Here is an 18,807-nt window from a genome sequence, read left to right on the forward strand (position 1 = left end):
GGGATCAACCCGATGACCGCCGACACCGCCCATCCGCCCGTGAAATACAGCCGCGTCATGCTGAAGATCTCGGGGGAGGCGCTGATGGGCGATCAGGGCTTCGGCCTGCATCCGCCGACCGTGGCGCGCATTGCGGCCGAGGTGAAATCGGTGCGCGATCTGGGGGTCGAGGTCTGCATGGTGATCGGCGGCGGCAATATCTTCCGCGGACTTGCCGGCTCGGCGCAGGGGATGGAACGCACCACCGCCGATTACATGGGGATGCTGGCCACCGTGATGAACGCGCTGGCCATGCAATCGGCGCTGGAGCAAATGGGCGTCTTTACCCGCGTCATCAGCGCCATTCCGATGGATCAGGTCTGCGAGCCCTATATCCGCCGCCGTGCCGTGCGGCACCTTGAAAAGAAGCGGGTCTGCATCTTCGCCGCAGGCACCGGCAACCCCTATTTCACCACTGACACGGCTGCCACGCTGCGCGCCAATGAAATGGCCTGTCAGGCGATCTTCAAGGGCACCAAGGTTGACGGGGTTTACGATAAGGACCCCAAGAAACACGCCGATGCGAAACGCTACGAGCATGTCAGCTATGACGAATGCCTGGCGAAACATCTGGGCGTCATGGATGCCTCGGCGATTGCGCTGGCCCGCGACAACAACCTGCCGATCATCGTATTCTCGCTGGATGAACCGGGCGGCTTCCGCGGCATTCTGGCCGGGCAGGGCACCTATACGACGGTGCAGGGCTGATCCGGCTTCCGGGCGGCAAGGCGTCGCCCATCGCGCCCCGACGGGGCGCATCCCCCTATATCCAACGGCGCCGCCTGCTGCTATAGAGGCGCGAAACGGCGCCCGAGCCGAAAGATGAGGACCCCATGTCGCACGACGAAATCGAAATCGACCTCGACGACCTGAGCCGCCGCATGGACGGTGCCATGACCGCCCTGAAGATGGAATTCGCCTCGCTGCGCACCGGCCGCGCCTCGGCCCAGATCCTCGACCCGATCCAGGTGGAGGCCTATGGCCAGATGACGCCGATCAACCAGCTTGGCACCGTGAACGTGCCCGAGCCGCGCATGGTCGTGATCAATGTCTGGGACAAGGGCATGATCAACAAGGTGGAAAAGGCGATCCGCGAATCCGGTCTGGGCATCAACCCGGTGACCGACGGGCCGCTGATCCGCCTGCCGATCCCCGAACTGAACGAAGAGCGCCGCCGCGAACTGACCCGCGTCGCCGCGCAATATGCCGAAAGCGCCAAGGTGGCCATCCGCAACGTGCGCCGCGACGGCATGGACCAGATCAAGAAGGCCAAGGGCTCGGGCATGTCCGAGGATGACCAGAAGATGTATGCCGACGAGGTGCAGGAGCTGACCGACAAGGCCATCGCGCAGGTGGACAAGGCGCTCGAGTCGAAGCAACAGGAAATCATGCAGGTCTGACGACCTGCATCCGCGCCAGCGAAGGGGCTGCTCTTGGCCGCCAGCGACACATCCGCATCTGCTTCGGGCCCGCGTCATGTGGCCATCATCATGGACGGCAACGGCCGCTGGGCCACCAATCGCGGCTGGCCGCGTCTGGTGGGCCATCGCAAGGGCGCCGAACGGGTGAAGGAAATCGTGCGCTGCGCCCCGGATCTGGGCATCAAGTGGCTGACGATCTACGCCTTTTCCACCGAGAACTGGAAGCGTTCGACCGAAGAGGTGCTGGGCCTGATGTCGATCTTCGCGCGCTATATCGAGCGCGAGGCCGACCGGCTGGCGGCGGAATCGGTGCGCATGCGGTTCATCGGCGATCGGTCACGGCTGGACCCGAAGCTGCAAAAGCTGATGGCGGGGATCGAGGCGCGGACTGCGGTCTATGACCGGCTGAACCTGACGGTTGCCATCAATTATGGCGGCCGGGACGAGATCACCCGTGCCGCCCGCGATCTTGCAAAGGCGGTGGCGGCGGGGCTGGTCGATCCGGCGCAGATCACCGAGGCGCATCTGACGCAGCATCTGGATACCGCCGATCTGCCCGACCCCGATCTGGTGATCCGCACCAGCGGCGAGACGCGGACCTCGAATTTCCTGCCCTGGCAGGCGGCCTATGCGGAATATGAGTTCACCCAGACGCTCTGGCCCGATTTTTCGCCCGAGGAACTGGCGCGCATCCTTGGCCGCTTCGGGGTGCGCGAGCGCCGCTTCGGCGGGGTCGTCGGGGCATGAGCGGGGCGAACTGGTCGGACCTGCGGGCGCGCACGCTGTCGGCATTGGTGATGCTGGCGGTGGGCGCCGTGGCGATCTGGCTGGGCGGGCCGGTCTATCTGCTGCTTGTCCTCGCCACCGTCGGTGCGATGCAGTGGGAGCTGTGGCGGATGACGCTGGGGCAGGGCCGGGATGCCGCACTTTGGGCTGGTTACGGGCTGGTCATCCTGCTGGCTGGCGCGGCGCTGATCTGGTTGCGCGGCCTGCCGAATGGCTTTCTGCTGATCTGCTGGCTGCTGGCGGTGGTTATCGCGTCCGATGTGATGGGCTATTTCGCGGGCCGTGCTTTGGGCGGGCCGAAGTTCTGGCCACGCATCAGCCCGAAAAAGACATGGAGCGGCACCGTCGCGGGCTGGATCGGCGCGGCGCTGGTCGGTGCAATTTTTGCCGCACTGGACCGGGGGACGGGCAGTGGCCTTGTTCTGCTGTCGCCGGTTGTGGCCTTCGCCGGGCAGATGGGCGACATCGCGGAAAGCGCGATCAAGCGGCGGGCGGGTGTCAAGGACAGCTCTCACCTCATCCCCGGCCATGGCGGTGTGCTGGATCGGTTCGATGCGCTGATCTTCGCGGCGATTGTCGTCGGTGCGGCAGGGCTTTTCCTTTTCGGTGCGGGGCACTGACATGCGGCGCGTTTCGGTTTTCGGCGCGACCGGCTCGATCGGTGAGTCCACCTTCGATCTGATGATGCGGGCGGGCGGGGCCGAAGCCTTTCATACCGTCGCACTGACTGGCGGGCGCAATGTCTCGCGGTTGGCGGAGATGGCGCGCACGCTGCGGGCCGAGGTGGCGGTCACCGCGCATGACGATTGCCTGCCCGCCTTGCGCGCGGCGCTGGACGGCAGTGGCATTACCGCGGCAGCGGGGCCTGAGGCGCTGCTGGAAGCCGCAGACCGCCCGGCGGACTGGGTGATGTCGGCCATCGTCGGTGCGGCAGGGCTGGCGCCGGGCTTCCGGGCGCTGCGCCATGGCACGACGCTGGCGCTTGCGAACAAGGAAAGCCTTGTCACCGCCGGGCCGCTGCTGATGGCCGAGGCGGCGCGTCATGGTGCGCGTATCCTGCCGGTGGACAGCGAGCACAGCGCCATCTTTCAGGCGCTGGTGGGCGAGGACATGGCGGCGGTGGAACGCATCGTGCTGACTGCCTCGGGGGGCGCGCTGCGCGACTGGCCGCTGGACAAGCTTGCGAAAGCCACAGTGGCCGAGGCGCTGGCGCATCCCAACTGGTCAATGGGGCCGCGCATCACCATCGACAGCGCCTCGATGTTCAACAAGGCGCTGGAGGTGATCGAGACCCGTGAATATTTCGGTGTTGCGCCGGAACAGATCGAGGTCATCATCCACCCCGAAAGCATCATTCATTCCATGGTGGGCTACCGCGACGGTGCCATCATGGCGCATCTGGGCGTGGCTGACATGCGCCATGCCATCGGTTACGCGCTGAACTGGCCCGAGCGTGGCGAACTGCCGGTGGCGCGGCTGGATTTCGCAGCCCTCGGCCGGCTTAGTTTCCGCGCGCCGGACGAGGCGCGCTATCCGGCGCTGCGGCTTGCGCGCGAGGTAATGGCGGTGCGCGGGCAGGCGGGCGCGACGTTCAATGCCGCGAAAGAGATCGCTCTCGACCATTTCATTGGCGGTGAGGTGGGGTTTGCCGATATGGCGGGAATCGTGGAAGACACGCTTGCCGCGCTTTCGCGCGAGACCGGCCTTGGAAATGCCCCGAAGAGCCTTCAGGAGGTTCTGGCGGCGGATGCCCGTGCCCGTGCGCTTGCGACTGGCATCGCGACGGCCGTCGCGGCCCGCCGCGCGGGCTGATTCCGGCGCCGGACGACTGAAGGAAAGGACGAAGGTTTGGACATTCTTGCACTGATTCCCGGTTTCGGAAATCTGGCCCTGACGGTGCTGGCCTTCGTGCTGGCGTTGTCGATCATTGTGGCGGTGCATGAATATGGCCATTACATCGTCGGCCGCTGGTCGGGCATCCATGCCGAGGTGTTCAGCCTTGGTTTCGGTCCGGTGCTGCTGAGCCGGGTGGATCGTCGCGGCACGCGCTGGCAACTGGCGGCGCTGCCCTTCGGCGGCTATGTGAAATTCCTCGGTGATGCCGATGCGGCTTCGGGCAAGGATGGAGAGGCGATCGGCAGGCTGTCACCTGCGGAGCGGCGCCATACCATGCACGGCGCACCGCTTTGGGCGCGGGCCGCCACCGTGGCGGCGGGGCCGGTGTTCAACTTCATTTTCTCGGCGCTGGTGTTCGCGGGGTTCTTCTGGGTCAGCGGGATCGCAACCGATGCGCCGGTGGTCGGCGAGGCGAAAAGTTTCCCCTATGATGGCCAGCCGCTTCTGCCGGGCGACCGCATCGTCGCGCTGGAAGGCACGCCGGTTACGACGCTGGAAGACTTCATGACACAGGGCAATGCCCTGCCGCCTGCGCCCAATGCCGATTACCGCATCCTGCGCGACGGGGCGGAACAGGATCTGACGGGCCCCTATCCCTATCCCGCGCTGGTGGATGGCGTGCAGCCGAACTCGGCGGCAGCAGAAAGCGGCATTCTGCCCGGCGATCTGGTGCGCGCCATCGACGGAACGCCGGTTCAAAGCTTCGGTCAGATGCGCGAAATGGTCGGGGCGTCAGACGGGCAGACGATGGTGCTGACCGTGCAACGCGGCAGCGATCTCCTGGATCTGTCGCTGACGCCGCGCCGGGTGGATCTGCCGTTGCGCGAGGGCGGGTTCGAGACGCGCTGGCTGATCGGGCTGAACGGCGGGCTGGTCTTCGCACCGGAAACCCGCACCCCCGGCGTGACGGAAGGGCTGTGGATGGGGGTGCAGCAGGTGGGCTTTGTCGCCCGCACCAGCCTTTCGGGTCTGTGGCATATGGTGACCGGCGCGATTTCCTCGTGCAACCTGCAAGGCCCGCTGGGGATTGCCGAGGCGACGGGCTCCGCCGCTTCGCAGGGAATCGACAGTTTCATCTGGCTGGTGGCGCTGCTCTCGGCGGCGGTGGGGTTGATGAACCTGCTGCCGGTGCCGGTTCTGGATGGCGGCCATCTGGTGTTTCACGCGTGGGAAGCCATCATGCGTCGTCCGCCGCCGGATGCGGTGTTGCAGCGCCTGATGTCGCTGGGGCTGATCGTCGTGCTGGGCACCATGGTCTTCGGGCTGACCAACGATCTGCTTTGTCGCTGATTTCCGGGCCGCGACCTGCCCAAATCATGCCACAATGCCTTGCTATCACATCCTCGTGTTGAAGTGAGGTGTGACATGCAAACTGTCATGAACGGCTATCGCGGCTTGTCCTATCTTGTCGGTCTCAACTGGGACTGGCTCTTCACGCTGGGAACCATTCTGGTGGGCCTTCTGGCGGGGGCCTTTCTGGGCACCCAGCTTCTGCCTGCCTTCTGACATCGCGGTCGCGCCCATGGCGGGTGCGACAGGGGGCGGTGCGACAGGGCTGGTGCCCACCCGGCAGATTACCCCTAGAGTTAGCGCCGAGTCTTTTGACAAGTCCCGTCAATCCCGCTAGTCAGGTCCAGGAATTTCATTCAGGTGTGGGACCGGACATGGATCAGGCACAGCGCGCAACGAAAGCCCGGAACCGGGGCAAGTCTGTTCTGATGCGCAGTGTCGCCGTATCGGTTTTCCTTGTTGGCGCAATTGCTTCGCAGCCGGTTTTGACGCCCGCCTTTGCACAGGGCGTCAGCCTGTCGCAGGTGGTGATCGAGGGGAACCAGCGCGTCGATAATACTACCATCCTGAAACTGGCCGGAATCGGCCGCGGGCCGGTGACCGCAGCCCAGTTGAATGATGCCTATCAGGGTCTGCAAAATTCCGGCCTGTTCGAGGAAGTTTCTGTCGCGCCGCAAGGCTCGCGGCTGGTGATCCGGGTCAAGGAATACCCGATGATCAACGCCATTTCCTTTGAAGGCAACAAGCGCCTGAAGGACGAGGTGCTATCCGAGGCGGTGCAATCCAAGGCCCGCCGTGCCTATTCGCCCGCGCTGGCCGAAGCCGATGCCGCCTCGATCGCGGAAGGCTACGAGGTTCAGGGCCGTCTGGCCGCGACCGTGACACCCAAGATCATCCGCCGCTCCGACAATCGCGTCGATCTGGTGTTCGAGATCACCGAGGGCAAATCGGTCGAGATCGAGCGTCTGGCCTTTGTCGGCAACCGCGCCTATAGCGACCGCCGCCTGCGTCAGGTGCTGGAAACCAAACAGGCGGGGCTGCTGCGCACCTTCATCCGCCGCGATTCGCTACAGCCGGAACGGCTGGACGTGGACAAGCAGTTGCTGCGCGATTTCTACCTGTCGCGGGGGTTCGTCGATTTCGAGGTGCTGGATGCATCGGCCGAGGTGGCGCGCGAACGCGATGGCGTGTTCGTCACTTTCTCGGTGCGCGAGGGCCAGCAGTTCAAGTTCGGCAAGATCACCACGGTCAGCGAGATCGAGGGGCTGGATGCGGCGCCCTATGACGCCGCGCTGAAAGTGAAATCCGGCTCGGTCTATTCGCCCGGCGTGGTCGATACCAATATCGCCCGTCTGGAAAACCTTGCGCTGAAGCAGGGGCTGAATTTCGTCACCATCGAGCCGCGCATCACCCGCAACGACCGGGATGGCACGCTGGACATCGCCTTTACGCTGGTCCGCGGTCAAAAGGTGTTCGTCGAACGCATCGACATCGAGGGCAATACGACGACACTGGACCAGGTGGTGCGCCGGCAGTTCCGCACGGTCGAAGGTGACCCCTTCAATCCGCGCGAAATCCGTCAATCGGCCGAGCGTATCCGTGCACTTGGCTATTTTGCCGATGCCAAGGTGAATGCCGAGCCCGGTTCGGCGGCCGATCAGGTCGTGGTGAACGTCGATGTGGAAGAACAGCCCACCGGCTCTCTGTCCTTCGGCGTGTCCTACGGGGTGCAGACCGGCGTGGGTTTCAGCATCGGTCTGACCGAGAACAACTTTCTGGGTCGCGGGCAGACTCTGGGCCTGAACCTCAGCACTGGCACCGACAACGCCAACAGCTCCATTACTTTCGTGGAACCGGCTTTCCTGGGCCGCGATCTGAAGCTGAAGTTCAACGCCTTCTACAACGAGACGGACAATCAGGACGCAACCTACGACACGCGCCTGATCGGGATTTCCCCGGCCATCGAGTTCCCGATCAGCGAGCTTGGACGGCTGGAGCTGCGCTATACGCTGAAGAATTCCAAGCTGCTGGACCTGCGGCAGGCGGTGGCTGACGATCCGGCGACCCCGGATGTGGACGAAACCGTCGTGGCCACCACGCCGATCATCCAGCGCGATGCCGCACGGGGCAACCTGATGTCCTCTGGGGTCGGGCTGAGCTACAGCTATGACAGCCGCGTCGGCGGCCTGAACCCGAATGGTGGCGTGTTGCTGCGCTTCGGGCTGGATTACGCGGGTCTGGGCGGTGACGTGAAAAGCGTGACCGCCAGTGCGCTGGCCGTGGCAGAGCAGAAGGTCTGGAACGAGGAAGTCACCCTGCGTGCCATCTTTGAGGGCGGTGCGCTGCATATGATCGACGGCGACAGCCGGGTGACGGACCGTTACTTCGGTGGCGGCAAGATCCGTGGCTTTGAACGGGGCGGTCTGGGTCCGCGTGACCTTGCGACTGACGATGCGCTGGGGGGCAACCTGTTTGCCGTGGCGCGGTTCGAGGCCGATTTCCCGCTGGGCCTGCCGGAAGAATACGGAATCAGCGGCGGCCTGTTCGCCGATTTCGGTTCGGTCTGGAGCCTCGACGATGTGGCCGGGGCAAGTGGCACGGTGGATGACGGGTTCCATCTGCGCTCGGCCATCGGGGTGTCGTTGTTCTGGAACACGCCGATCGGGCCGCTGCGCTTCAACTTCGCCAAGGCCGTGTCGAAGCAGAGCTACGACAAGGAACAGGTCTTCGACCTGACGATCTCGACGAAGTTCTGACCATGCAGCGGGGCCTGCGACAGGCGCTTTCTGCGCTGATTGTGGGCCTGTCGCCCGCTGTGGCGGTGCCCCTGCTTGCGCAGGACACGCCGGAAGGTCCAGCTTTCCGCAGCCAGATTGCGGTGGTCCAGCAGGATCAGCTTTTTGCCCGCACGCTTTACGGCAAGGCGGTTCAGGCCCGCATCGAGGCCGCGCGCCAGTCGCTTCAGTCCGAAAACCAGCGCATCGAGGCGGGGCTGGAGGAAGAGGAGCGCGCGCTGACCCTGCGCCGTCCGACCATGACGCCTGCCGATTTCCGCAAGCTGGCCGATGCCTTCGACAGCAAGGTCGAAGGGATTCGCACGGCGCAGGAGGCCAAGGGCCGCGCGGTGGCACGTCAGGCCGAGGAAGACCGGCAGCGGTTCTTCCAGACCGCCTATCCGGTGCTGGCGCGGCTGATGGCAGAGATCGGCGCGGTGGCCTTGATGGACAAATCCGATATCATCATCTCGCTTGAGGCGATCGATGTGACCGACCGCGCGGTGGCGCGGATTGACAGTGCGCTGGGGGATGGCTCTGCCACCGAGGCCCCGGCGGAGAGCCCGGCCCCCGAGGCGCCCGCCGCTCCGGGACAGCCCGAGCAATGACATGTGCCGCCGCCCGAACGGCGGCCGCAGAGAGGAGTGATTGATGACCGCCGAGACCGCGCCGCAGACCGCCGATATTGCGCTGATCCAGCGTATCCTGCCGCACCGCTATCCGTTCCTGCTGGTGGACAAGGTGCGCGACATCTATGTCAACGAAAGCTGCGTCGGCATCAAGAATGTCACGATGAACGAGCCGCAATTCACCGGGCATTTCCCGGAGATGCCGGTGTTTCCGGGCGTGCTGATCATCGAGGCGATGGCGCAGACTTCGGGCATTCTCGTCGGTCTGTCGATGGATCTGGTCGACAAGAATGCCAAGGTGTTCTTCATGGGCGTCGACAAGGTGAAGTTTCGCCGCAAGGTTGGCCCCGGCGACGTGCTGGAACTGCATGTGAAGGCGGTGCGCGGCGGCGGCCGGGTCTGGAAATTCGAGGGCCGGGCGATGGTCGGCGACGAACTGGCCTGCGAGGCCGAGTTCATGGCCATGTTCGACGTGCCGAAGGCCTGAGCGGATGGCTGACGCGCGCATTCATCCCATGGCGGTGGTCGAACCGGGCGCGGTCATCGGCCCCGGCTGCGACATCGGTCCCTTCGCGGTGATCGGGCCGGAGGTCACGCTTGGCCCCGGCGTGGTGGTGAAGCCGCATGGCGTGGTCACCGGCTGGACCGAGGTGGGCGAGGGCACCGTGATCTTTCCGGGCGCCGTGGTCGGCGAGGTGCCACAGGATCTGAAATACCGGGGCGAGCGCACGCGGCTGATCGTCGGCAAGCGCTGCCGCATCCGCGAGGGCGCCACATTGAATACCGGCACCGAGGGCGGTGGCGGCGTGACGCGCGTAGGCGATGATGTTCTGATGATGACCGGCAGCCATGTCGGCCACGACGCCATCATCGGTGACCGCGTTGTCATGGCCAATCAGGCCGCCATCGCCGGGCATTGCCATATCGGGGATGACGTCATCATTGGCGGGCTTTCGGGTGTGCATCAATGGGTGCGCGTCGGGCGCGGTGCCATCATCGGCGCGGTGACGATGGTGACGAATGACGTGTTGCCGCATGGTCTCGTGCAAGGGCCGCGTGGTGTGCTGGACGGGCTGAACCTCGTGGGGCTGAAGCGGCGCGGGGTCGAACGGTCGGAAATCACTGCCCTGCGCGCCGCCTATCAGATGCTGGCGCAGGGCGAGGGGTCTTTCCTCGACCGCGCGCGCCGACTGGCGGATGAAACCGACAGCCAGCATGTGCGCGAGATGACCGATTTCATCCTGTCGCAGACCGACCGCAGTTTCCTGACCCCGAAATGAGCCGCACTGCCATCATTGCGGGTGCGGGGCATCTGCCCGCGACCCTTGCCACTGCGCTTCAGGCGCCTCTGGTCTGTGCGCTGGACGGTTTCGCGCCTTCGGGGCTGACGGCGGATCTGGTGTTCCGGGTGGAACGGCTGATGCCCTTCTTGCGCGCGCTGGAGGATGCGGGCGTGAGCCGCGTGGTCTTTGCCGGCGCGGTGCAGCGGCCGCGGCTGGACCCCTCGCTGTTCGATCCGGCCACCGCGCAGATGGTGCCGCGGCTGCTGGCGGCGATGCAGGCGGGCGACGATGCCACGCTGCGCGATGTGGTTGCGATTTTCGAGGAAGCCGGTTTCGCCGTGGTCGGCGCGCAGGACGTCGCGCCCGATCTGGTGCCGGGGCCGGGGGTTTTGGCCGGGGCGCCGACGGCGGCCGATGAACGCGATGCCGCCCGCGCCGCCGCGATTGTCGCGGCACTTGGCGCGGTGGATGTGGGGCAGGGTGCGGTGGTGGCGCAGGGGCTGTGCCTTGCGGTCGAGGCGCTGCCGGGCACCGATGCCATGCTGGACTGGGTGGCGCAAACCGCCCGCCGTCCTGAACCGAATGGCGCGAAAGGCGTGTTTTACAAGGCGCCGAAACCGGCGCAGGACCGGCGCATCGACCTTCCGGCGCTGGGGTTGGAGACGCTGAAACGCGCCCATGCCGCCGGGCTGGCGGGCATTGCCTTCGAGGCGGGTGGGGTGATCCTGCTTGACCGTGCCGCGATGGTGGCCGAGGCGGATCGGCTTGGCCTGTTCCTCTGGGCGCGTGAGCCATGAAGCTGTTCCTCGTCGCGGGCGAGCCTTCCGGCGACCGTCTGGGGGCCGCGTTGATGGCGGGGCTGAAGGAGCTGGCGCCGGATGTCGTTTTTGACGGTGTGGGCGGCCCTCTGATGCAGGCCGAAGGGATGCAAAGCCTGTTCCCGATGGCTGAGCTTTCGGTGATGGGCATTGCCGAGGTGCTGCCGAAATACCGCCACCTGAAGCGCCGTATCCGCGAAACCGCCGAGGCCGTTCTGGCCAGCGGGGCGCGGGCGTTGATCACCATCGACAGCCCCGATTTCTGCCTGCGCGTGGCGCGGCTGGTGAAGGCGGCCCGGCCCGATCTGCGGACGATCCACTATGTCGCGCCCTCGGTCTGGGCGTGGCGGCCCGGCCGGGCGGCGAAGATGGCGACGGCGGTCGATCACGTTCTGGCGCTGCTGCCCTTCGAACCGCCTTATATGACGGCGGCGGGGATGACCTGCGACTTCGTGGGGCATCCGGTGGTGGCCGAACCGCTGGCAAGTGAGGCCGAGCGCGCGGCCTTCGCAGGTGGCGGCCCGCTGCTGCTGGCCTTGCCCGGTTCGCGGCAGGGCGAGGTGCGGCGGCTGGCCCCTGTGCTGGGGGCGGTGCTGGGCCTGTTACGGGCGCGTCATCCGGGTTTGCGCGTGGTGCTGCCAACCCTGCCGACGCTGGAACCGCTGGTGCGCGAGGTCACCGCCGAATGGCCGGTCGCGCCGGAAATCGTGCTGGACCCGGCCCGCAAGCGCGGCGCTTTTGCGGCGGCAGATGTGGCGCTGGCAGCCTCGGGCACCGTGTCGCTGGAACTGGCGGCCAACGGCTGCCCCATGGTCATTGCCTATCGCCTGCATCCCGTCAGCTTCTGGCTGATGAAGCGCGCGGCGCTGATTGATACGGTGACGCTGGTCAATCTGGTGTCCGACACGCGGGCGGTGCCGGAATTCCTCGGCCCCGCCTGTCAGGCGGAAAATATTGCGCCCGCCGTGCTGGCCCTTCTGGTACAAGGGTCGGAGCGCGCAGCGCAGGAGGCCGCAATGCGCCTCACGATGGAGCGTCTGGGCAAGGGCGGTGAGCCGCCGGGCCTGCGGGCGGCGCGGTCTGTGCTGTCGGTGCTTTAGCGCCCGCGCCAGATCCAGCCGCCGCCAAGGATGCGGCTGCCTTCCGGCGCATAGAACACGCAGGCTTGTCCGGCGCTGACGCCATCCTCGGGGTTCAGCAGTTCCACCTCTGCTTCGGTGGCGGACACCGGGCGGATCACCGCAGGCCGCGGCTGGCGGGTGGAGCGGACCTTGACGTTCACATGCCATTCCGCCCGGCTGTCAAAGGGCGCATCGCCCAGCCAGTTGACGTCGCGCACCGGGATGATGCGGGTGGACAGCGCCTCTTTCGGGCCGACGATCACGCGGCGGCTGTCAGGGTCCAGCCGCACGACATAGACCGGATCGCCCAGACCACCGATGCCCAGCCCCTTGCGCTGCCCGATGGTGTAATGGATCACGCCGCGATGGGTGCCCAGCACACGGCCCTCCAGATCGACGATCTCGCCCGGCTCGGCCGCGCCGGGGCGCAGCTTTTCGATGACGGCGGCATAATTGCCGTTCGGGACAAAGCAGATGTCCTGACTGTCGGGCTTGTCGGCCACCGGCAGCCCGTATTTCGCCGCCAGTGCCCGTGTTTCCGCCTTTGATGCCAGATGTCCCAGCGGGAAACGCAGGTAATCCAGCTGTTCCGGCGTGGTGGAGAACAGGAAATAGCTCTGGTCGCGGTTGGCATCGGCGGCGCAATGCAGTTCCGGCCCCGCTGCGCCCTGCATGCGCTGGATGTAATGGCCGGTCGCCATGCAATCGGCCTCCAGATCCTTCGCTGTGGCCAGCAGATCCTTGAACTTCACCCGCTCGTTGCAGCGGATGCAGGGCACAGGCGTCGCGCCGGCCAGATAGGCATCGGCGAATTCCTCGATCACCGCCTCGCGGAAGGTGTTCTCGTAATCCAGAACGTAGTGCGGAAAGCCCATGGTCTCGGCCACGCGGCGGGCATCATGGATGTCACGTCCGGCACAGCAGGCGCCCTTTTTTGCCAGCGCTGCCCCGTGGTCGTAAAGTTGCAGCGTCACGCCGACCACGTCATAACCCTCCTCCTTCAGCTGCGCGGCCACCACCGAACTGTCAACGCCGCCGGACATGGCGACGACGACGCGGGTTTCGGAAGGGGGCTTGGCGAAGCCCAGGGAATTCAGCGGATGGTCCAGCATGACGGAACTCTGGCAGGATCGGGGAAAGTTATGCGCAATATAGGAAAATGCGCGACACTCTCAACCCGTCGCTTCACCAAGGCTTAAGCCTGCCGCCTGAAACTTCCCGTGATGGAAGAGGAAGGTGCCATGTATCTGAAACGTGTCGATGGGCCGCGGCAGGTTACCCTGCCGGACGGCTCGATCCTGACCCGCGCCGATCTGCCCCCGGCCGAAACGCGGCGCTGGGTTGCCTCGCGCAAGGCTGTCGTGGTCAAGGCCGTGATTTACGGGCTTTTGCCACTGGCCGAGGCGTTGGAACGCTATGCCCTGTCGGAAGAGGAATTCGCGCTTTGGCGCGAAGCGGTGGAGCGTCATGGCGAAAAAGCCCTGAAAGTCACGGCAATACAGAAATGTAGACAACTTTAGATTGTTTTCCGTGCGGCCTATGTCACAGTAACCGCTAGTTAACCATTGCCCCCCCAGTATCGTTAATAACCTTGGCGCTGAAGCGGAGATGACAGAGATGCGCATTTTGCTGGTGGAGGATGACCCGACGACGTCGCGCAGTATCGAACTGATGCTGACACATGCGAATCTCAACGTCTACTGCACGGATCTGGGTGAGGATGGCATCGACCTGGCCAAGCTCTATGACTATGATCTGATCCTGCTGGACATCAATCTGCCGGACATGAGCGGGCACGAGGTGTTGCGTCAGTTGCGTCTTGCGCGGGTCGATACGCCGATCCTGATTCTCTCCGGTGCGGACGATACCGAAAGCAAGCTGAAGGGCTTTGGCTTCGGTGCAGATGACTACATGACCAAACCTTTCCATCGTGAGGAACTGGTGGCGCGCATCCATGCGATTATCCGACGCTCCAAGGGCCATTCGCAATCGGTGATCCGCACGGGGCGGATCTGCGTCAATCTGGACGCCAAGACCGTGGATGTGGATGGCAAGACCGTGCATCTGACCGGCAAGGAATATCAGATGCTGGAACTGCTGAGCCTGCGCAAGGGCACGACACTGACCAAGGAAATGTTTCTCAATCACCTTTATGGCGGCATGGATGAACCGGAACTGAAGATCATCGACGTCTTCATCTGCAAGCTGCGCAAGAAACTGGCCGAGGCGACGGGGGGGCAGAACCATATCGAAACCGTCTGGGGCCGCGGCTATGTGCTGCGCGATCCGCTGCCGGATGATCTGGACCGGCGGTTGGCGATGGGGGCCTGAGGCGCGTGCTTTACCTTGAGGGGCTGGCGTCCTAAATCTGGCGCAAAGCCGGAGGAAAGCATGGCCGAAAATCAGCCCGTCGATCGCATGACCGAAGCGGAAGCACAGGCAGAACTGGCCCGCCTCGCCGAGGCGATTGCCCGCGCGAATGACGCCTATCACCGTCAGGACGCACCGGAAATCAGCGATGCGGATTACGATGCACTGAAGCGCCGCAATCTTGAGATCGAGGCGCGGTTCCCGACGCTGAAGCGTGCCGACAGCCCCTCGGATCAGGTCGGGGCGACGCTGGCCGAAGGCTTTGGCAAAGTCCGGCATGAAGTGCGGATGCTGAGCCTTGAAAACGCCTTTGAAGATGCGGATGTGACGGATTTCGTGACCCGCATCCGCAGTTATCTGGGCCATGAGGGGCCGTTGAGCTTTACCGCCGAGCCAAAGATCGACGGCTTGTCTCTGTCGCTGCGCTATGAGGGCGGTGAACTGGTGCAGGCTGCGACGCGCGGCGATGGTGAAACGGGTGAAAACGTCACCGAAAATGCACGCACCATCGCCGATATTCCGCACCGGCTGATCGGTGCCCCCGAAGTGCTGGAGGTGCGGGGCGAGGTTTATATGCGGCACGCCGATTTCGCCGCGCTGAACGACCGCGCGGCCGAGGCGGGCGAGAAAACCTTCGCCAATCCGCGCAATGCCGCCGCCGGATCACTAAGGCAACTGGATGCCACGATCACCCGCTCGCGCCCGCTCAGCTTCTTTGCCTATGCTTGGGGGGCGCTGTCGGAACCTTTGTCGGAAACGCAATCCGGTTCGATCGAGCGGCTGGCGGCGCTCGGGTTTCGCACCAATCCGCTGACCCGGCTTTGCCTGACGGTTGAGGAGATGCTGGCGCAATATCGCAGCATCGAGGCGCAGCGCGCGACCCTTGGCTATGACATCGACGGTGTTGTCTACAAGGTCAACGATCTGGCGCTGCAACGGCGGCTTGGGTTTCGCGCGGCAACCCCCCGCTGGGCCATCGCACATAAATTTCCTGCCGAACTGGCCTGGACGCGGCTCGAATCCATCGACATTCAGGTTGGTCGCACCGGCGCGCTCAGCCCGGTCGCGCGGCTGACGCCGGTGACAGTGGGCGGCGTCGTCGTCTCCAACGCCACGCTGCATAACGAGGATTACATCGCGGGTCGCGATTCCTCGGGCGCGCCGATCCGTGATGGCAAGGACATTCGCGTTGGCGACTGGGTGCAGGTCTATCGCGCGGGCGATGTGATTCCCAAGGTGGCCGATGTCGATCTGGCGCAGCGCCCGGAGGAGGCCGCGCCCTACAGCTTTCCCGAAACCTGCCCGGAATGCGGCAGCCCCGCTATCCGCGAGCCGGGTGATTCGGTTCGCCGCTGCACCGGCGGGCTGATCTGTCCTGCGCAGGCGATTGAAAAACTGAAGCATTTCGTCAGTCGCAGTGCTTTTGACATTGAAGGTCTGGGGGCGAAACAGATTGAGATGTTCTTTGCCGACAGCCTGCTGCCTGTGCGTGTGCCGGCGGACATCTTCACCCTTCAGGACCGTGATTCCCGCAATCTTGCGAAACTTGCGAACCGCGACGGCTTTGGCAAACGCAGCGCGGAAAAGCTGTTCGCGGCGATTGATGACCGTCGCCGCATCGCCTTTGAACGCTTCCTTTTCGCGCTTGGCATCCGCCATCTGGGCGAGGTCGCGGCCAAGGATCTGGCCCGGCATTACGGCAGTTGGGCGGCGCTGGCGTTGGCCATCGACACTGCGCATCCTGCCGCGCTTCTGCATCTGAAGGCAGATGAGGCCGAGACGGCTGCGCGAGTGGCTGCGGCCGAGGCCGGGCGCCGGGCCGAAGTGGCGAAGGCCCGTATGCAGATCATGGCTGAGGCCAGCGACGAGGCGCGCGCGGCATGGGAAGAAATGCTGTCTATTGAGGGGGTTGGCGCTGTTCTCGCCTCATCTCTGGTGACCACGCTGGCGGCGGGTGGGCATGAGCGGCAGGCCGTCGATGATCTGGTGGCGCAATTGACCGAAATCACGCCGCCCGAGGCGCGTGCCACGCAAAGCCCGGTTGCCGGGCTGACCGTCGTGTTCACCGGCACGCTGGAAAAGATGACACGGGCCGAGGCCAAGGCGCGGGCCGAGGCGCTGGGGGCCAAGGTTGCGGGATCGGTTAGTGCCAAGACCGATCTGCTGGTGGCCGGGCCGGGTGCCGGGTCGAAGGCCACGCGTGCGTCGGAACTGGGCGTGAAGGTGATTGACGAGGACGAGTGGCTGGCCCTGGCGGGCGCGGCCGGATGAGCCGCCCGCCCGAGCTGTTCCCGCTGTTCGCTGATCTGGAGACGCTGGAAGGCGTTGGCCCCAAGACGGCGAAGGCGATGGCCGGGCTGGGCGTCGAACGGCCAAAAGACCTGCTGTTCCTTCTGCCGCATTCCGGGGTGGATCGCAGCCGCCGCGCCTCGGTCCGCGATGTGGTGCCGCCTGCGGTGGTGACGGTCGAGGTGACGGTGGGCAGCCATTTTCCGCCGCGCCAGAAAGGGCGGCCCTATCGCGTGGCGGTGAAGGATGCGGCGCTGGAATTCCAGCTTGTCTATTTTCATGCGCGCGGCGACTTTCTGACGCGGCTGTTGCCAACCGGGCAGCGTCGTATCGTTTCGGGCCGGGTGGAATTGTTCGACGGTATCGCGCAGATGGTGCATCCCGACCATGTGCTGCGGCTGGAAGAGGCAGGCGATCTGCCGGCGTTCGAGCCGGTCTATCCGCTGGTTGCAGGGGTGACGCAGAAGGCTCTGGCCAAGGCGGCGCAGGGTGCGGTCGCACGGGCGCCGGATCTGGCGGAATGGATTGATGGCCCATTGAAACGGCGTGAGGACTGGCCGGACTGGCGCGCGGCAGTCGCGGCGGTGCACGCTCCGGAAAGTGCCGCCGATCTTGCCCCCACGGCACCGGCGCGGGCGCGGCTGGCTTATGATGAGCTCTTCGCCCATCAGGTGACGCTGGCGCTGGCGCGGATGCGGGCGCGGCGCGGTAAGGGGCGTGCCTCTGTCGGAACCGGGGTCTTGCAGCGCAAGGTATTGGATTCACTTCCTTATGCACCTACGGGGGCGCAAAGTCGGGCCGTGGGCGAGATCGCGGGCGATATGGCCTCTGGTCTGCGGATGAACCGGCTGTTGCAAGGCGATGTCGGTGCGGGCAAGACGCTGGTCGCGTTGATGGCCCTTCTTGTCGCGGTGGAGGCGGGCGGGCAGGGCGTGATGATGGCGCCGACCGAGATCCTCGCCCGGCAGCATCTGGAGGGGCTGCGGCCCCTTGCCGAGGCGGCCGGGGTGCGGCTCGACATCCTGACCGGACGCGACAAGGGGGCTGAACGTGCGGCGAAGCTGCGCGCGCTGGCCGAGGGTGAAACCGGCATTCTGGTCGGCACCCATGCGGTGTTCCAGAAGGATGTGCAGTTTCATGACCTGCGGCTGGCGGTGATCGACGAGCAGCACCGTTTCGGCGTGGCGCAGCGGATGGAGCTGGGTGCCAAGGGGGCGGCGGCGGATGTGCTGGTGATGACGGCCACACCGATCCCGCGCAGTCTGGCATTGGCGAGCTATGGCGACATGGATGTATCGGTGCTGGATGAGAAGCCCGCCGGGCGCAAGCCTGTCAAGACGGTGATGGTCTCGACCCAGCGGCTGGACGAGGTGGTGGCGCATCTGGCACGCGCCGTGACCGAAGGACGGCAGGCTTATTGGGTTTGCCCGCTGGTGGAAGACAGCGAGACGGTGGATTACGCCAGTGCAGAGGCGCGGTTTCAGCATCTGCGCGCCGCCCTTGGCGACTGTGTCGGACTGGTGCACGGCCAGATGCCACCGGCCGAGAAGGACGCGGCGATGGCACGATTTGTCGCCGGGGAGACCAGCGTTCTGGTCGCCACCACGGTGATCGAGGTGGGGGTGAACGTGCCCAATGCCTCCATCATGGTGATCGAGCGGGCCGAGATCTTTGGCCTCGCGCAGTTGCACCAGCTGCGCGGCAGGGTCGGGCGCGGATCGGCGGAATCGACCTGTCTGTTGATGTATCAGGCCCCGCTGAGCGAGGGCGGCGAGCGACGCTTGACCACGTTGCGCGACACCGAGGACGGTTTTCGCATCGCCGAAGAAGATCTGGCGATGCGTGGCGCGGGCGATCTGATTGGCACGGCGCAATCGGGCCTGCCACGGTTTCGCGTCGCCGATCTGGAACGGCAATCGGCCCTGATGGAGATCGCGCAAAGCGATGCACGGCGACTTCTGGGCGAAGACCCGCAACTGGAAAGCCCGCGCGGCCGGGCAGTGCGTTTGCTGCTGTGGTTGCTGGATCAGGATCGTGCGATCAAACTGATTTCTGTGGGATAACCTCGCCTTTCCGTGTTGGAACCTTGGG

18 protein-coding genes are annotated in these 18,807 nt (G+C 65.2%); 17 read left to right on the plus strand and 1 reads right to left on the minus strand.

Annotated features, from left to right (window positions below; genetic code table 11):
- Positions 1–12: 12 nt before the first annotated feature.
- The 13 genes from pyrH (at position 13) to lpxB (ending at position 12,036) form a co-directional block, all read left to right on the plus strand.
- Entirely contained in the window at positions 13–747 is a 735-nt protein-coding gene (gene pyrH, locus D2N39_RS13350) for a UMP kinase (RefSeq protein ID WP_054304444.1), read from the plus strand.
- 125 nt (positions 748–872) lie between these two features.
- Positions 873–1,439, plus strand: coding sequence for a ribosome recycling factor (gene frr / locus D2N39_RS13355; RefSeq protein ID WP_054304443.1), 567 nt, complete (start codon positions 873–875; stop codon positions 1,437–1,439).
- Positions 1,440–1,529: 90 nt separating this feature from the next.
- The gene (gene uppS / locus D2N39_RS13360) at positions 1,530–2,207 is read left to right on the plus strand and encodes a polyprenyl diphosphate synthase (RefSeq protein ID WP_119135411.1); all 678 of its coding nucleotides are present in this window, start codon (positions 1,530–1,532) and stop codon (positions 2,205–2,207) included.
- Positions 2,204–2,866 carry a phosphatidate cytidylyltransferase gene (locus tag D2N39_RS13365; RefSeq protein WP_119135283.1) on the plus strand — a complete coding sequence of 221 codons (663 nt, stop codon included), beginning with the start codon at positions 2,204–2,206 and terminating at the stop codon, positions 2,864–2,866. The genes uppS and D2N39_RS13365 overlap by 4 nt, the downstream gene beginning before the upstream one ends.
- 1 nt (position 2,867) lies before the next feature.
- Positions 2,868–4,058, plus strand: a complete 1,191-nt coding sequence (gene dxr / locus D2N39_RS13370; protein WP_119135284.1) for a 1-deoxy-D-xylulose-5-phosphate reductoisomerase — start codon at positions 2,868–2,870, stop codon at positions 4,056–4,058.
- A gap of 36 nt (positions 4,059–4,094) precedes the next feature.
- Positions 4,095–5,432, plus strand: coding sequence for an RIP metalloprotease RseP (gene rseP, locus D2N39_RS13375; protein ID WP_119135285.1), 1,338 nt, complete (start codon positions 4,095–4,097; stop codon positions 5,430–5,432).
- A 75-nt stretch (positions 5,433–5,507) separates the two neighbouring features.
- Entirely contained in the window at positions 5,508–5,648 is a 141-nt protein-coding gene (locus D2N39_RS23120; RefSeq protein ID WP_199725249.1) for a hypothetical protein, read from the plus strand.
- A 158-nt stretch (positions 5,649–5,806) separates the two neighbouring features.
- The gene (bamA, locus tag D2N39_RS13380) at positions 5,807–8,188 is read left to right on the plus strand and encodes an outer membrane protein assembly factor BamA (protein ID WP_119135286.1); all 2,382 of its coding nucleotides are present in this window, start codon (positions 5,807–5,809) and stop codon (positions 8,186–8,188) included.
- Positions 8,189–8,190: 2 nt separating this feature from the next.
- Positions 8,191–8,814 carry an OmpH family outer membrane protein gene (locus D2N39_RS13385; RefSeq protein WP_119135287.1) on the plus strand — a complete coding sequence of 208 codons (624 nt, stop codon included), beginning with the start codon at positions 8,191–8,193 and terminating at the stop codon, positions 8,812–8,814.
- A 43-nt stretch (positions 8,815–8,857) separates the two neighbouring features.
- Positions 8,858–9,322 (plus strand): 3-hydroxyacyl-ACP dehydratase FabZ, encoded by a 465-nt coding sequence (fabZ, locus tag D2N39_RS13390; RefSeq protein WP_119135288.1) that lies wholly within the window; start codon positions 8,858–8,860, stop codon positions 9,320–9,322.
- Positions 9,323–9,326: 4 nt separating this feature from the next.
- Complete coding sequence (gene lpxA, locus D2N39_RS13395; protein WP_119135289.1) at positions 9,327–10,115, plus strand: acyl-ACP--UDP-N-acetylglucosamine O-acyltransferase; 789 nt, start codon at positions 9,327–9,329, stop codon at positions 10,113–10,115.
- Positions 10,112–10,915 carry an LpxI family protein gene (locus D2N39_RS13400; RefSeq protein WP_119135290.1) on the plus strand — a complete coding sequence of 268 codons (804 nt, stop codon included), beginning with the start codon at positions 10,112–10,114 and terminating at the stop codon, positions 10,913–10,915. Before lpxA ends, D2N39_RS13400 begins: the two co-directional genes overlap by 4 nt.
- Positions 10,912–12,036 (plus strand): lipid-A-disaccharide synthase, encoded by a 1,125-nt coding sequence (lpxB, locus tag D2N39_RS13405; protein WP_119135291.1) that lies wholly within the window; start codon positions 10,912–10,914, stop codon positions 12,034–12,036. The genes D2N39_RS13400 and lpxB overlap by 4 nt, the downstream gene beginning before the upstream one ends.
- Here lpxB and mnmA read toward each other — a convergent pair.
- Positions 12,033–13,169 (minus strand): tRNA 2-thiouridine(34) synthase MnmA, encoded by a 1,137-nt coding sequence (gene mnmA / locus D2N39_RS13410; protein ID WP_119135292.1) that lies wholly within the window; start codon positions 13,167–13,169, stop codon positions 12,033–12,035. The two genes, lpxB and mnmA, sit on opposite strands and share 4 nt — an antisense overlap.
- A 129-nt stretch (positions 13,170–13,298) precedes the next feature.
- Between mnmA and sciP the strand changes: the two genes are divergently transcribed.
- The 4 genes from sciP to recG all read left to right on the plus strand — a co-directional run bounded on the left by sciP (position 13,299) and on the right by recG (position 18,779).
- The gene (gene sciP / locus D2N39_RS13415) at positions 13,299–13,577 is read left to right on the plus strand and encodes a CtrA inhibitor SciP (protein WP_119135293.1); all 279 of its coding nucleotides are present in this window, start codon (positions 13,299–13,301) and stop codon (positions 13,575–13,577) included.
- A gap of 97 nt (positions 13,578–13,674) precedes the next feature.
- Entirely contained in the window at positions 13,675–14,388 is a 714-nt protein-coding gene (gene ctrA / locus D2N39_RS13420; RefSeq protein WP_119135294.1) for a response regulator transcription factor CtrA, read from the plus strand.
- A 60-nt stretch (positions 14,389–14,448) separates the two neighbouring features.
- On the plus strand, positions 14,449–16,698 hold the full coding sequence (gene ligA, locus D2N39_RS13425) for an NAD-dependent DNA ligase LigA (protein WP_233557154.1): 2,250 nt from the start codon (positions 14,449–14,451) through the stop codon (positions 16,696–16,698).
- Positions 16,695–18,779, plus strand: a complete 2,085-nt coding sequence (recG, locus tag D2N39_RS13430) for an ATP-dependent DNA helicase RecG (RefSeq protein ID WP_119135295.1) — start codon at positions 16,695–16,697, stop codon at positions 18,777–18,779. The genes ligA and recG overlap by 4 nt, the downstream gene beginning before the upstream one ends.
- Positions 18,780–18,807 lie beyond the last annotated feature (28 nt).

This window comes from Gemmobacter lutimaris (genome assembly GCF_003570715.1).
In the GTDB taxonomy this organism is placed as follows: Bacteria; Pseudomonadota; Alphaproteobacteria; order Rhodobacterales; family Rhodobacteraceae; genus Gemmobacter; species Gemmobacter lutimaris.